The organism is Nonomuraea sp. NBC_00507 (assembly GCF_036013525.1).
In the GTDB taxonomy this organism is placed as follows: Bacteria; Actinomycetota; Actinomycetes; order Streptosporangiales; family Streptosporangiaceae; genus Nonomuraea.
Map to the genome: position 1 here is coordinate 4439189 of NZ_CP107853.1, position 14020 is coordinate 4453208.

Consider the following 14020-nt stretch of genomic DNA (forward strand, 5'->3'; position numbering starts at 1 on the left):
ACCGGTGGACGAGTTTCTCAAGTGGTACTTTTCCGACCGTCCCGTCGTCGCCAGCTTCCTGGGAGCCGACGGCTACGATCACACCCTCGGCGATTTCACCGCCTCCGCCTGGACCGCCCGCGAGAAGGAAGAGGTCCGCTGGCTCGAGCGCCTGTCGGCGACCGAGGCCGCCTCGCCCGACGACGCGATCGACAGAGACCTTGTCCTCTCGCAGCTGAGAGGCTCCATCGCGCTGGCGTCCTGGCCCGAGTGGCGCCGCGACCCCGCCGCCTACCTCTCGTCGATCTTCGGCTCCATGTACACGCCGTTCCAGCGGCGCCTCAAGCCCGAGCCCGAGCTGGTGTCGTCCGCGATCTCCCGGTTAGCGGAGGTTCCTGCCGTGCTGGCGGCCTGCCGGGCGAACCTCGACCCCGACCTGGCGGCGCCGCTGCTGATCCAGCGAGGTCTCGGCCAGGCCCGCACCGGCCGCAACTTCCTCACCAGGACGATCCCGGGCATGGTGGAGGACTCCGACCTGCGGGCCGAGCTGGCGGCCGCAGCCGAGCCGGCCGCCGAGGCGTTCGACCGGCTTGTCGCGTTCCTCGAGTCCTTCCAGTGCGGTGGCACCTGGCGGATGGGGGAGCGGCTCTACTCCACGCTGCTGCGCGAGCGCGAGCTCCTCGGGTACGGCGCCGCCGAGCTGCACGAGAAGGGCAAGAGCGCCTGGGCCGAGCTGGACGCCAGGATGCGGGAGGTGGCGGTCCGGGTCAACGGGAGCGAGGACTGGCGGGCCGCGATGGAGACCCTCATGGACGACCATCCGCCGACCTTGGCGGACATGCGGGCCGAGTACGAGGCGGAGACCCGGCGGGCACGGGAGTTCGTCAGGGAGCGGGACCTGGTCACGTTCGCCGACGGCGAGGAGTGCCACGTGCTGCCGTCCGCCGAGTACACCCGGCCGATCCTGGCCGTCGCCCACTACCTCGCGCCGCCGCCGCTGGCCAGTTCGCGGACCGGCGTGTTCTTCGTGCCGTACACGCCTGACGACTTCACCCCCGAGCAGGTGCGCCAGCGCCTGCGCACCAACTCGCGAGCCCAGATGCCGTCGATCGCCGTCCACGAGGCGTACCCGGGGCACCACTGGCACCTGTCGTACATGGCGGGCAACCCGCGCACGGTCAGGAAGGTCTTCCGCACGGCGTACTTCACCGAGGGCTGGGCCCTCTACGTCGAGAAGCTCCTGCACGAGCAGGGCTACTTCGACACCCCCGCCACCGAGCTGGCGCACCTGGACTGCCGGATCTTCCGCGCCGCCAGGATCGTCGTGGACACGGCGCTGCACTGTGAGGACATGTCGATCGAAGAGGCCGAGACGTTCATGGCCACGAAGGCGTCGCTCTCGCCCGGCACCGCCCAGGGCGAGGTGAACCGCTACTGCGCGTGGCCCACGCAGGCGCCCTCCTACCTCACCGGCGCCATCGAGATCGACCGCATCCGCGCGTCGTTCCAGGGCACGCTGAAGGAGTTCCACGACACGATCGCGGGGTCCGGGGGCCTGCCACTGGGCCTGGCGGAGCAGGTGGCGCTGGCCTAACGCCGGGGGAACTCGGGCGGGTTGAGCGCACGCTCGACCACGGCGGCCAGCTGCTCCTCCGTCAGGATGGTCGGCTTGCCCACGCCGAGGCCGCGGACGTAGACCTCGCAGAGCCACTCGAGCAGCCGGGTGGCCTCGAACGCCTGCTCCAGCGTCGCCCCGATGGTCACCCCGCCGTGGTTGGCCATCAGGGCGGCCTGCTTGCCCTCCAGCGCCGCCCGCACGTTGGCGGCCAGCTCCGGCGTGCCATAGGTGGCGTACTCGGCGACCTTGACCACGCCGCCCAGCAGCAGCGCGTTGTAGTGCACCGGCGGCAGCTCGGTCATGGTGGTCGCCACGACGGTCCCGAACACCGAGTGCGTGTGCACGACGGCCTGCGCGTCGGTGGTCTCGTAGACGGCCAGATGCATGGGCGTCTCACTCGACGGCTGCAGCTCGCCCTCCACCAGGTAACCCTCGACGTCCACGATGGGGCACATCTCCGGGGTGAGCCGGTCCAGCGCCGCCCCCGACGGGGTCACCGCGACCAGGTCGCCCTGGCGCACGCTCAGGTTGCCCGAGGTGCCGATGACCAGGCCGAGCTCGACGGCGCGCCGGCCATACTCGCACAGCTGCTCGCGGAGGCTCATACGCTGGCAATGTAGTCGGTCGTCCGATATACAGCAATCAACGGCGGATCACAGGCGGTCGAGTGCCTGCAGCATGATCCGCTCCAGGTCGACGCGGGTCAGCCGGCCGGGATAGAGCAGCAGGTGCAGGCTGAGGCCGTCGACCAGGGCGAGCAGGTGCTCGGTCAGGTCGTCGAGGTTGTCGTCCGCGCGCAGCTCGCCGGCCGCGCGCGCCTGGCCCAGCAGGTCGCGTACGGCGGCCCGCAACTCCTCCGCCTCCGCCCGCTGCACCTCCGCCAGTAGCTCCGAGGCCAGGCTGCGGCTCCAGAAGCTGACCTCCAGCCGCGTCTCCTGAGTACGATCGGCGTCCAGCGGCAAGTTGTCGAGCAGCAGTTCGCGCAGGGCCGCGAGCCCCGTCACGCCCTCCACCTTGCGGGCCAGCCGCGCCCTGATGCGCTGGTGCGACTGCCGCAGCGCCGACAGCAGGATCTCGTCCTTGTCGGTGAAGTAGTGGGCGAGCACCCCGTTGGAGTAGCCGGCCTCCTTGGCGATGGCCCTGGTGGTGGCGGCGTCGATGCCGTCCCTGACGATCACCCGGCGCGCCGCCGACAACAGCTCGCGCCTGCGCTCGTCATGATCGACGATCTTCGGCATCGGTCGCCTCCATTGACTTTTTATTCGGACGTCTGTCTATTTAGACTATGACCATCGCCACCGTCGGCGTCCACATCGCCGACATCCTCGCCAGGCCCATCGATCACATTCCCGAGGGCCAGGACACCGTGCTGGTCGACCAGATCCGCCTCACCGCCGCGGGCGCCGCCGCCGGCACGGCGGTCGATCTGGTCAAGCTGGGCAACGACGTGGTCACGATGGGCGCCATCGGTGACGACGAGCTCGGCGACTTCCTGCTGATGGTGCTGGCCAAGCGGGGAGTGGACACCTCGTTCCTGGCCCGCAGGACGGGGGAGCAGACGGCCGCCTCGATCCTGCCGATCCGGCCGGACGGCGGGCGGCCCAGCTTCCACGTGCCCGGCGCGAACCTGTCCGTGACCTACGCCGACCTGGACGTCGCCGCGCTGCGCGGCGTGCGGGCGATCCATCTCGGCGGCATGGACGTCACGTTCGGCCTGGGGGATCCGGCCTTCTTCGCCCTCCTGGACGAGGTACGGGCGGCCGGGACCATCATCACCATGGACCTCCTGTCGGAGATGCCCGACTTACTGGGCATGGCCCGCGCCTTCCTCCCCCACGTCGACTACGTGCTGCCGAACGAATCCCAGGCCCTCCTCATGACCGGCTGCACGGACATCCCCGAGGCCGCGGCCGCACTGCTCGGCGACGGACCGCGCGGCGTGCTGATCACGATGGGCGCGGAAGGCAGCCTCGTCGTCACCGACGCCGGCTCCGAACACGTACCCGCGCTCAAGACGGACGTGGTGGACACGACCGGCTGCGGCGACGCGTACTGCGCGGGTTTCCTCACCGGCCTCCTCCACGACCAGGACGTCCTGACGGCCGCACGATGGGGCACGGCCGCCGCCGCCCGCGTCGCCACCGGCCTCGGCTCCGACGCCGGGCTCACCGACCTCGACTCGACCCTAAGGACGCTCACGTGAACGACGCCGAACTCCGCCTGCGCGCCGCGAAGGTCGTCCCCGGCGGCATGTACGGGCACCTCAACGCCGCCATCTTCGCCCCCGGCTACCCGCAGTTCTTCGAGCGCGGCGAAGGGTGCCGGCAGTGGGACGTGGACGGGCGCGAGTACATCGACTTCATGTGCAGCTGGGGTCCCATCGTGCTCGGGCACCGGCACCCGCGCGTGGAGCGGGCCGCCGCCCGCCAGGCCGCGCTCGGCGACTGCCTCAACGGTCCCGGCGCGATCATGGTGGAGCTGGCCGAGCTGCTCGTGGACACCATCCCGAGCGCCGACTGGGCGATGTTCTCCAAGAACGGCACCGACGCCACCACCCAGGCGTTGATGGTCGCCAGAGCCGCCACCGGCCGGACGAAGGTGCTGATGGCGCACGGCGCTTACCACGGAGCCGACCCGTGGTGCACGCCCTCCTTGGCGGGCACGACGCCGAACGAGCGGGCCGACCTGGTCGAGTTCACGTACAACTCGCTGGAGTCGCTGGAGGCCGCGGCGGCCACCGTGGAAGGGGACGTGGCGGCGATCATCGTGACGCCGTTCAAGCACGACTCGTTCGAGGACCAGGAGTTGGTCGAGCCGGCCTTCGCCCGCGGCGCCCGCGCCCTGGCCGACCGGCTGGGGGCGGCGCTGGTGATCGACGACGTGCGGGCCGGTTTCCGCATCGACCTGCGAGGCTCCTGGGAGCCTTATGGGGTGCGGCCGGATCTGACGGCCTGGTCCAAGGCCATGGCCAACGGCTACCCGATCGCCGCCGTCACCGGCACCGACGCGCTGCGCGGGCCCGCGCAGACGTTGTACTCGACGGGCTCGTTCTGGTTCTCCGCGGTCGCCATGGCGGCGGCCAAGGCCACCATCGAGACCCTGCGTGACACGGACGGCATCGCCGCCATGGAGCGCGCCGGCACGCTCCTGCGCGAGGGCCTGAACGACCAGGCCAAGTCCCACGGCTTCGTGGTGAACCAGACGGGGCCGGTCACGATCCCGTGGCTGAGCTTCGACGGCGACGCGGACCTGTCCGTGGCCATGTACTGGAGCGACGCCTGCTTGCGGCACGGGGTGTATCTGCACCCGTGGCACAACTGGTTCATGTCGGCCGCGCACACGGACGACGACGTCGCCAAGGCACTGGAGGGCACCGACCGGGCCTTCGCCGAAACCCGGGCCCACTTCGGCTGACCTCTCCTCGGTAATGCGTCCGGGATTCCGGACATGGGGTACGCGTTACGCCGATGCGCGGACCCCGATGACGCGGCCGACGTGGTGGCCGAGACCTTCATGATCGCCTGGCGCCGGATAGCCGAGGTCCCCGCGGGCCCAGTCGACCTCTCACAGCTCGGCCGGGTCTTCCGCGCGCTGTCCGACGACGACAGGGAGCTGCTGTCCCTGGTCGCCTGGGAGCGCCTCGACCCCGGCCAGATCGCCAGGACGCTCGGCATTTCCCGCAACGCCGCAAGAGTCAGGCTCTATCGCGCGCGACGGCGCTTCGCCCGCGCCCTGGCCGCAGCCGGAATCGATACCGCACGCGCCGCCGCAGTCGAAGGGAGCGTCCTGTGAACATCGCCGATCTCGCGCGGGTGCGCGACGAGGACCTGCTCAAGGAGCCGGTGGGGCAGGCGTCCTGCGCGGGGGCGCGGGCGCTGATGGAATCGATCATGTCCGAGGAGCCCCAGTACGCCAACGCGGCCGTCTCGGTCGAGACCCGCGACGACTACCTCCACGTGACGATCACGGACCCCGAGGCCGACGTCTCGGCGTTCACCGAGGCCTTCCGCGCCGTCGGACTGGATGCCGAGGTGAAGAAGGTCCCGGTGGCACCGGAGGATGTCGGCACGTTGGTCGGCATTGGCCGGCCCGCCGCACCCGGCGAACCCTATGCCCAGCGCGTCCAGATCCATCCGGTCAACGGCGACGACTACGACGCCCGCGGCAAGCCGGTAGCCGAGGTCAGGGCCGAGATGGAGAGACGCGGGATGAAGATCACATATGTGGTGATGTGGTCACACCCCGACGGCACCGGCTCGGGCTACAACGTCGACGCCGCGCACATCAAGGACGACTGGCCCGTCGGTTCGGTGTTCAGTACGGCGTCCGACGCCGTCGAGGTGACCGTCGAGGTCGGGCCCGACGTGCCGCCCGACTCGCTGCCCAAGTCCACGGCTCCGGATCCGCGGGGCTGGTGGGAGGACTGATGCTCACGATCGGCAGGCCTTGTCGGTGAATGTCCGTGGGCTCTTGCCCTCTTCGCCCAGGTAGACGATGCTGTCGTCTACCTCCAGGTCACGGCCATGCCGCCCGCGGTCACGGCGAGGTCACGGCTCTATCTCGGACCTTGACGCCGGTCGGCGGCCGTTCGTACCTTTCGGGCAAACGTTTAGGAAACTTTCCTAATTCGGGAGCCTCCATGACCCACCCGGGCGAAATCACACGACGCCAACTGCTTCGCCGTATCGGCATGACCGCGTTCGTGGCCGGCCCCGGCGCGGGCCTGCTGAGCGCCTGCGCCACCGCCGGCGGAGGCGGCGATCCCACGGCCGCCCCGGCGACCTCGATCGCCGCCTCCGCCGATCCCAAGAACCCCTTCGGCGTCGACGCGAAGAAACCGCTCGAAGTGGTCATCTTCAGCGGCGGGTACGGCGACGCCTACGCGAAGGACCTGCACGAGGAGCTCTACAAGAAGGCGTTCGCGGGGGTGTCGATCAAGCACACCGCCACCCAGCAGATCGGCACCCAGCTCCGCCCTCGTTTCGTCGGCGGCGACGCTCCCGACGTGCTCAACAACTCAGGCCCCGAGGCGATGGACCTGGTCGCGCTCGCCGCCGAGGGCCACCTGGCGGACCTGGCTCCGCTGTTCGACGCGCCGTCGGTGGACGAGCCGGGCAAGAAGGTGCGCGACACCATCACGCCGGCCGTGCTCGACAACGCCAAGATCGACGGCAAGGACCTGGTGCTGAACTACACCGTGTCCCACCGCGCGCTCTGGTACAACGCCAAGCTGTTCGAGTCGCGGGGATGGGCGGTCCCGAAGACGTGGGCCGAGTTCACGGCGCTGGGGGAGACCGCGAAGAAGGACGGCATCCTGCTGTTCGCCTACCCCGGCCAGAAGGGCCCGTACTACCAGTTGTGGAACGTGCTCTACACCGCTGCCAAGATCGGCGGCAACCAGGTGATCATCGACCTCGACAACCTGGTGGACAACGCCTGGAACGCCGAGCCAGTGAAGCAGGCGGTCACGGCGTGGGCCGACGTCCAGGCGAAATATGGCGACAAGGCATACTTCGGTCTCGACCATACGCAGACCCAGATCAAGCACCTGCAGAACGAGGTGTTGTTCTACCCGGTCGGGTCCTGGATCGAGAACGAGATGACCAAGGACATCCCGCTGGACTTCCAATACGCCATCGCCCCCATTCCCGACGTCACCGCCGCCGACAAGATGCCGTACGGCGCCATCCAGGTCGGCGTCGGCGAGAACTTCGTCGTCGCCGCCAAGGGCAAGAATCCGCAGGGAGGCCTTGAATACCTGCGCATCATGCTCTCCAAGGAAGGCGCGAAGGGCTTCACCGAGAAGACCAAGAACCTCACGGTGGTGAACGGCGCCGCCGAGGGAGTGGACCTGCCCGCCGGCCTGAAGAGCGCGGCCAAGGCCCAGGACGCGGCCGGTGAGAACATCATCACCGACGCCCGTTTCGAAGGCTGGTACAAAGAGCTCTTCGACTACGGGACCGAGCAGATCAACGTGGTCATGGCCGGGCGGATCACGCCGGAGAAGTTCTGCGCCAATATGCAGAAGAAAGCCGACGCCATCAAGAAGGACGACGCCGTCGCCAAGCAGACGCGGAGCCAATAGCACGATGGAGCGGTTGCGCAGGTACGGGTTCGTCGCCGGATTCCTCGTCGTCCCCGTCGCCCTCTATTCGGTCTTCGTCATCAGCCCCTATATCCAGGCGTTCCAGCTCTCGCTGACGAGCTGGAACGGATATTCCTCGGTCGTGCGCTACGTGGGGCTGGACAACTTCGGCCGGTTGCTCGAGGACGAGGTGTTCTGGCGGGCCCTGCGCAATCACGGACTTCTCCTGCTCGTCCTGCCGATCGTCACCATCGTCATCGCGCTCTTCCTGTCGTTCCTGCTGAACCTGGGCGGCGGCACGCGCGGCGCGGGCATGAAGGGCGTGTGGGGGTCGACGTTCTACCGGGTGGTGTACTTCTTCCCCCAAGTGCTCGCCGTGGCCGTGGTCGGGGTGCTGTTCCAGGCCGTCTACCGGCCGGACGAGGACGGTGTGCTCAACGGCGTGCTCGGCAGGTTCGGCGTCGAGCCCGTCGGCTGGCTCACCGAGCCGGGACTCGCCCTCTGGTCGATCATGGCGGTGATGGTCTGGCAGGCGGTCGGGTTCTACGTCGTGCTCTTCTCCGCGGGGATGGCCGCCATTCCTCGGGACTATTTCGAGGCCGCGGCGCTCGACGGCGCCGGGCGCGTGCGGCTCTTCTTCTCGATCACGCTGCCGCTGCTGCGCGACACCGTCCAGGTCGGCTGGATCTATCTCGGCATCGCCGCCTTCGACGGGTTCGCGCTGATCCTGGTGCTGGCGGGGGACAAGGGCGAGCCCGACGGGGCCACGACCATTCTCCCGGTCACCATCTACAAGACGGCCTTCGCCTTCAACAAGGTCGGGTACGCCTCCGCGATGGGCGTGGCGTTGTTCTTCCTGACCGTGACGTTCGCCGTGCTGACGTTGCGTACCACCAGGCGCGAGAGGATTGAGCTCTAGACATGGCCGCGCGTGACATCGGCCGGCCGCGGCCCAGCGTGCTCAGTGGGCTGTCGCACATGGCGCTGGCGGTCTGGGCATTACTGATCATCGCGCCGCTGGCGTGGACGTTCCTGGCGTCGTTCAAGACCAACACCGAGATCTTCGGCGACCCGCTGCAGTTGCCCGGCGCGCTGCGGCTCGACGCGTGGGGCCGGGCCTGGGATAAAGCGCACATCGGGCAGTACATGCTCAACACGGTCATCGTCGTGTTCTTCGGTACGGCTGGGACGATGGTGTTCGGGTCGATGGCGGCGTATGTGCTGGCGCGATACCGCTTCATCGGCAACAAGCTGATTTATTACTACTTTGTGGCCGGTTTGGCGTTCCCGGTCTTCCTGGCGCTGGGACCCCTCTTCTTCGTCGTCAAGCAGGTCGGCCTGCTGAACTCGCACCTCGGCCTGGTCCTGGTCTACATCGCCTATTCGCTGCCGTTCACGGTGTTCTTCTTGGCGGCATTTTTCCGGACATTGCCGGATGCTGTCGCCGAGGCGGCCCTCATCGACGGCGCCTCGCACACCCGCACGTTCTTCCAGATCATGGTCCCCATGGCCAAGCCCGGCCTGATCAGCATCACCATCTTCAACGTGCTCGGCCAGTGGAATCAGTATCTGCTGCCCCTCGTCCTCCTCGCCGGCGACCCGGACAAATGGGTCCTCACCCAGGGCATCGCCAGGATCTCCACCTTGGCCGGGTATGAGGCCGACTGGCCGGGCCTGTTCGCCGCCCTCAGCATGACGATCCTGCCGGTAATGATCGTCTACATCATTTTCCAGCGTCAGATCCAGTCCGGGCTCGGCACGGGGGCACTGAAATAAGGTGCAGTCATGGACGTCGAGAGCAAGCTCAAAGCCCTGCCGGAGTGGCGGCGCGAGGGCGAGGAGATCCGGCGCACGGTCACCGCGCCCGACTTCCCCGCCGCCATCCGCATCGTCGACGAGATCGCGGTCAAGGCCGAGGAGCTCAACCACCATCCCGACATCGACATCCGGTGGCGCACGCTGCATCTGGCGCTCACCACCCATGACCAGGGCGGCCTCACCGACCTCGACTTCACCCTGGCCGCGATGATCGACGACATCGCGGCGAGACACGGTGCTTGAAAGACTTGGCGGCGAATACCCAGGGTAGTGGGCCGATTACTCGTTAGAGTGGGTGCTTTCTCCGAGCCTGACAGCGGCTCGGCCGATGAGGAGCTCTCATGCGCGTGCCCACCGTCCTGTTCATCCCGCTCGTCGCGATCGGCGCCGCCGCCTGCGCGGGCCCGTCGGCCCCGCTGCAGAACGCCCCCGCGCGGGGCGCGTCCGCGAACAGCCAGCTCTCGCTGTCCGCCGCCGGCGACTTCACCCTGTCCGACACCGACGCCATCGTCTACGACCGCAAGCTGGCCCCCAAGGGCGCTCAGGCCAGCGTCACCACCGAGTCCTCCGGCGGCCAGACCCGCACCTCGCTCGTCGTCGAGGGATTCCTGCCGAGCCACACCTACGGCGTCCACCTGCACGCCAAGCCATGTGGCAAAAAGCCCGACGACGCGGGATCGCACTACCAGCACCGCCAGGGACAGATCGACCCGGTCAGCGAGGTCTGGCTGGGCGTCGCCACCGACGCCCAGGGCGCGGGCCGCTCGACCGCCCGCAACCCCTGGGCGCTGGACCCCAACCGGCTGCCCCACTCGCTCGTGATCCACGCCAAGCCCACCGTCACCAGCGGTCCGAAGGCCGGCCAGGCGGGGGACCGCGTCGCCTGCCTCACGCTACGCTAAGCCCGGCAGACAGGGCATAATTACACAATTACATAGCGGAGGTATGAGTGACCAGCAGCCGCCAATGGCAGCCACCCCGATTAAGACTCTTCGAGGACGCCCACCGCCGGGCCACCTGGCTCGAGTTACTCTACGACCTCGTCTTCGTCGTGGCGGTAGCGGAGCTGGCCGCGGTGCTCGCCGAAGGTGACAACGTCGGCGCGTTCGTGGGGCTGTTCGTCCCCATCTGGTGGGCCTGGGCGGGATACGTCTTCTACGCCAACAGGTTCGACACCGACGACGTCAGCCACCGGCTGCTCGCGCTGCCCCAGATCCTGGCGGTGGCGACCATGGCCGCCAGCGTGGGCGACATCGAGCACCGCTCCGGGCTCTTCGCGATCGCCTACGCGGTGGCCCGGGTGCTGCTCATCGTGGCCTACGCCCGCGCCGGCCGCCACGTGCCCGAGGCCCGGCCGCTGACGATGCGCTACGCCGCCGGGTTCGCCGTGGCCGCGGTCATCTGGCTGGCCTCGCTCGCCGTCGAGCCGCCCACGCGTTACTGGTTCTGGGCCGTCGCCATCGTCATCGACCTGGCCACGCCCCTGCTGGCCCGCCGCTACCAGGGCAAGCTGCCTCCGCAGACCGAGCACCTGCCCGAACGTTTCGGCCTGTTCGTGGTGATCGTGCTCGGTGAGGTCGTCGCCGCGGTCGTCGTCGGCCTCAAGGGCCACGACATCACACCGGGCACGCTGCTGATCGCCTTGGCCGGCGTGGCCGTCGCGATGGGCTTCTGGTGGCTCTATTTCGGCCACCTCGACGAGTCCGTCGTCCTGCGCACCCGGCTGGCCGGGCAGGTGTGGGTCTACTCGCACCTGCCGTTGTCGCTGGGCCTGGTGGCCTTCGGGATCGGCATCGAGCACGCCATCGCCCACCCGTCCAGCACGAGCTGGGCCATCGGACTGCCGGCCGCGCTGGTGTTCGCCGTGCTCGGGGTGCAGCACCTGTGCTCGCTCGACCGCCGCGCCGCCGTCATCCGCCTGGCCGCCGCCGCGCTCACCGTCGCCACCGCCGCGCTGCCCACCGCGGCTGCGCTCCCGCTCATTCTCCTGTACGCGGCCGCGCAGGTGGCGTACGACCTGCTCCGACCACGACCGGAAGGCGTCGCATGACCACCCAGGACCTGTTCGACCGCCAGCTGGCCGCGATCGCCGGCCAGGACCTCGAGGCACTCCTCGCCCAATACCACGACGATGCCACGGTGATCCGCTTCGACCGCGTCGCCAGGGGCCCCGCCGAGATCAGGGAGTTGTTCACGGCGTATCTGTCGGCGAAGCCCCAGGTCGACGAGATCGTCTCGCTGCAGGTGACCGATGACGTGATCTTCTACAACGCGGTGATGACGATCGGCGGCAACCGGGTGACGACGTACGGCACGCTCGTGGTCAGGGACAGCAGGATCTGGCGCCAGACAGCCGCCGCGCTCCCCGTGACCTGATCATTCCTTCACCAGCGCGAACGCACCTGCTGGCCAGGCGGGACGTACGCGGCCAGCGGGAGGCGCTGACGGCGCGCCATCTTCACCAAGCTCGGACTGGAGAACAGCGGCGATGTGCATCGGCGGGTGGCCGCCGTCCTCGCATAGCTCGGTCCAGATCCGTCCTGATTCAGAAGTATGTGCGGATCAGGTCCACCACTGTGTGGTCGCCGTCGATCACCGGGATCACCTGCCACTTGTCGAACGCCGTGCAGGGATGGGAGATCCCGAAGCGGATCAGCTCACCCGGCGCGAGCGTGGCGTCCGCGCCTACCTCGACATAAGCGTGGTGGTCGTTGACCGACCTCACCCGCAGCCCGCAGGCCGGGCGGAGCGTGCCGTCGAGGGCGCGGACCTGCTGCGGCGAAGGCAGGCCCTCGTCGTAGGCCACCTCGCGCTTGCCCATGCCCACAATGGCCAGGCCGTCCTCCGGCGTCGAAAGCACCTGGGCCCACATGTGGAGGGCAGGCTCCAGCGAACCTTCTTCGGGGATGCGCCGGAAAGGCGTCCAGTCCTGATAAATCCCGTCATCGTGGGAGATGTAGGCGCCGCTGCGGAGCACCACCCGCAGCCGGTGCCCCGGCAACCATGTGCCGGCCAGCCGAGCGGCGACCACGTCGAAATACTTGCTGCCACCCGCGGTGACGACGACCTCCTCTCCCAGCAGGCGCTCGACCGACAGCCGGTGCACGGCCGCCCGCACCCCAGCCAGGTAACGCCCGGCCGCCTCCGCGTCGGGCAGCCCGCCCTCGTAGGCGGCCAGCCCGGCCAGCTCCAGCCCGGGGGCCTCCACGATGGCCCGCGCCACGTCGCACAGCTCGGCGACCGTACGGCATCCCGTGCGCCCGCCTCGATGACCCAGCTCGGCGAGCACCCGGAGCGGCCGCCCGCCCGGTACGGAGGCGACGGCGGCCGCCATCGTGCGCACGCCGGTCACGGAGTCGGCGCAGCACAGGAAGTCGAAGCCCTGCTGGACCTGCTCGACCGCCCAGCGCAGCGGACCCGGGTCGAGCAGCTCATTGGCGAGCAGCACGCTCGGCACACCGAACGCCCGGCACGCCAGCGCCTGGCCCGCCGTGGCCACCGTGATCGCCGTCGCTCCGGCGGCGAGCTGGGCCGCGAAGAGCGAGGGCGACATGGTGGTCTTGCCGTGCGGGGCGAACTCCAGGCCGTGCCGGGCGCAGAAGCGGGCCAGGGTGTCGATGTTGTGCACGAGGGCGGCGCGGTCGGCCACCATGACGGGCCAGGTGAACGCCCCGCCGAAGAGGTGGTGCCGCTGGGCCGCGAACTCGTCGAGCGACACCGGGGGCCCCGGCCACCACAGGCCCTTGGTCCGCCAGTCGATCCGCTCCGCGGGGAGGGACAGCTTGATCGTCACGTGGTGCTCTCCGGTAGGAGCCCGCGGGCGAGAACGTCGCGGGCGGTGGTCAGGTGCCGATGGGCCCGGCGCAGCGAGATCTCGTGATGCCCGGGAAAGAGCGCGTCCACCTTCAACTCGGCCAGGCGGGCCAGGCTGGCGGCGTACTCGGGGATCCGGCAGTCGTGCAGGTTCTGCAGCGACACCCGGCCGCCGGTGAAGACGCAGTCGCCGGAGAACAGTGCACGGTGCCCGGGCGCCTCCAGCAGGTAACAGGTGTGGCCGTCGGCGTGGCCGGGCGTTGCCACCGCGCGGAGGGTCACGCCTCCCAGGTCGATCAGGCCGCCTTCGGCGATGGGTTCGACGCCGGGACACGGCGCGAACGTGTAGTCCCGCGAGTACGTGCCGCCCGCCCGCGCCCGATCGAGGCTGATCATCTGCTCGTCGCCGCTTGCGATCCATCGGTCCGCCGGCGGGCCGGCGAGCACCCGCAGGCCCGGTATCCGCCGTGCCAGCGCGGCGGCGCCGCCCGCGTGGTCGGCGTGGCCATGGGTGAGCAGCAGGTATGCGGGCACGGCACCGGCCAGGTTGCCCACGATGGCCTCCACGTCCCGCCCCGCTCCGGCGTCGACCAGCGCGCACGCCCGCTCACCCCGGACCAGGTAGACGTGGCAGTCCAGGGAATCGGTGAGATCGAATCCCGCGGCGCCGCTGCCGACGAGGTCCACGTGATCGCTCAGCCGCACGT

16 protein-coding genes are annotated in these 14020 nt (G+C 69.3%); 12 read left to right on the forward strand and 4 right to left on the reverse strand.

The annotated features are described in order from the left end of the window. The first annotated feature begins 4 nt into the window (after positions 1 to 4). A complete protein-coding gene (locus OHA25_RS22035) occupies positions 5 to 1573 on the forward strand; it encodes a DUF885 domain-containing protein (RefSeq protein WP_327589379.1) in 1569 nt (522 codons plus the stop codon). On the opposite strand, the gene OHA25_RS22040 is transcribed toward OHA25_RS22035, so the two are convergent. Next, positions 1570 to 2202, reverse strand: a complete 633-nt coding sequence (locus tag OHA25_RS22040) for a class II aldolase/adducin family protein (protein WP_327589380.1) — start codon at positions 2200 to 2202, stop codon at positions 1570 to 1572. The two genes, OHA25_RS22035 and OHA25_RS22040, sit on opposite strands and share 4 nt — an antisense overlap. 48 nt (positions 2203 to 2250) lie before the next feature. Then, positions 2251 to 2835: a TetR/AcrR family transcriptional regulator gene (locus tag OHA25_RS22045; protein ID WP_327589381.1), complete on the reverse strand. Its 585-nt coding sequence runs from the start codon at positions 2833 to 2835 to the stop codon at positions 2251 to 2253. A 47-nt stretch (positions 2836 to 2882) separates the two neighbouring features. Between OHA25_RS22045 and OHA25_RS22050 the strand changes: the two genes are divergently transcribed. The 11 genes from OHA25_RS22050 (at position 2883) to OHA25_RS22100 (ending at position 11876) form a co-directional block, all read left to right on the forward strand. Then, the gene (locus OHA25_RS22050) at positions 2883 to 3800 is read left to right on the forward strand and encodes a carbohydrate kinase family protein (protein WP_327589382.1); all 918 of its coding nucleotides are present in this window, start codon (positions 2883 to 2885) and stop codon (positions 3798 to 3800) included. After that, positions 3797 to 5011: an aminotransferase class III-fold pyridoxal phosphate-dependent enzyme gene (locus OHA25_RS22055; RefSeq protein WP_327589383.1), complete on the forward strand. Its 1215-nt coding sequence runs from the start codon at positions 3797 to 3799 to the stop codon at positions 5009 to 5011. Before OHA25_RS22050 ends, OHA25_RS22055 begins: the two co-directional genes overlap by 4 nt. Before the next feature lie 33 nt (positions 5012 to 5044). Beyond that, positions 5045 to 5389: an RNA polymerase sigma factor gene (locus OHA25_RS22060; RefSeq protein ID WP_327589384.1), complete on the forward strand. Its 345-nt coding sequence runs from the start codon at positions 5045 to 5047 to the stop codon at positions 5387 to 5389. After that, a complete protein-coding gene (locus tag OHA25_RS22065) occupies positions 5386 to 6024 on the forward strand; it encodes a hypothetical protein (protein WP_327589385.1) in 639 nt (212 codons plus the stop codon). The genes OHA25_RS22060 and OHA25_RS22065 overlap by 4 nt, the downstream gene beginning before the upstream one ends. A gap of 263 nt (positions 6025 to 6287) precedes the next feature. Beyond that, positions 6288 to 7682, forward strand: a complete 1395-nt coding sequence (ngcE, locus tag OHA25_RS22070; protein WP_327589386.1) for an N-acetylglucosamine/diacetylchitobiose ABC transporter substrate-binding protein — start codon at positions 6288 to 6290, stop codon at positions 7680 to 7682. A 4-nt stretch (positions 7683 to 7686) separates the two neighbouring features. Beyond that, positions 7687 to 8601 (forward strand): carbohydrate ABC transporter permease, encoded by a 915-nt coding sequence (locus tag OHA25_RS22075; RefSeq protein ID WP_327589387.1) that lies wholly within the window; start codon positions 7687 to 7689, stop codon positions 8599 to 8601. A 2-nt stretch (positions 8602 to 8603) separates the two neighbouring features. Beyond that, a complete protein-coding gene (locus tag OHA25_RS22080; RefSeq protein ID WP_327589388.1) occupies positions 8604 to 9458 on the forward strand; it encodes a carbohydrate ABC transporter permease in 855 nt (284 codons plus the stop codon). Positions 9459 to 9467: 9 nt separating this feature from the next. After that, positions 9468 to 9743 carry a 4a-hydroxytetrahydrobiopterin dehydratase gene (locus OHA25_RS22085; RefSeq protein WP_305916462.1) on the forward strand — a complete coding sequence of 92 codons (276 nt, stop codon included), beginning with the start codon at positions 9468 to 9470 and terminating at the stop codon, positions 9741 to 9743. 98 nt (positions 9744 to 9841) lie between these two features. Then, positions 9842 to 10402: a superoxide dismutase family protein gene (locus tag OHA25_RS22090; protein WP_327589389.1), complete on the forward strand. Its 561-nt coding sequence runs from the start codon at positions 9842 to 9844 to the stop codon at positions 10400 to 10402. Between the two features lie 47 nt (positions 10403 to 10449). Continuing rightward, positions 10450 to 11550 carry a low temperature requirement protein A gene (locus OHA25_RS22095; protein WP_327589390.1) on the forward strand — a complete coding sequence of 367 codons (1101 nt, stop codon included), beginning with the start codon at positions 10450 to 10452 and terminating at the stop codon, positions 11548 to 11550. Further along, the gene (locus OHA25_RS22100) at positions 11547 to 11876 is read left to right on the forward strand and encodes a nuclear transport factor 2 family protein (protein ID WP_327589391.1); all 330 of its coding nucleotides are present in this window, start codon (positions 11547 to 11549) and stop codon (positions 11874 to 11876) included. The genes OHA25_RS22095 and OHA25_RS22100 overlap by 4 nt, the downstream gene beginning before the upstream one ends. Before the next feature lie 169 nt (positions 11877 to 12045). Here the strand turns inward: OHA25_RS22100 and OHA25_RS22105 are convergent, their stop codons facing one another. Together OHA25_RS22105 and OHA25_RS22110 are read right to left on the reverse strand one after the other, a co-directional pair. Beyond that, positions 12046 to 13293, reverse strand: coding sequence for an alanine racemase (locus OHA25_RS22105; protein WP_327589392.1), 1248 nt, complete (start codon positions 13291 to 13293; stop codon positions 12046 to 12048). Next, positions 13290 to 14018, reverse strand: coding sequence for an MBL fold metallo-hydrolase (locus tag OHA25_RS22110; RefSeq protein WP_327589393.1), 729 nt, complete (start codon positions 14016 to 14018; stop codon positions 13290 to 13292). Before OHA25_RS22110 ends, OHA25_RS22105 begins: the two co-directional genes overlap by 4 nt. Positions 14019 to 14020 lie beyond the last annotated feature (2 nt).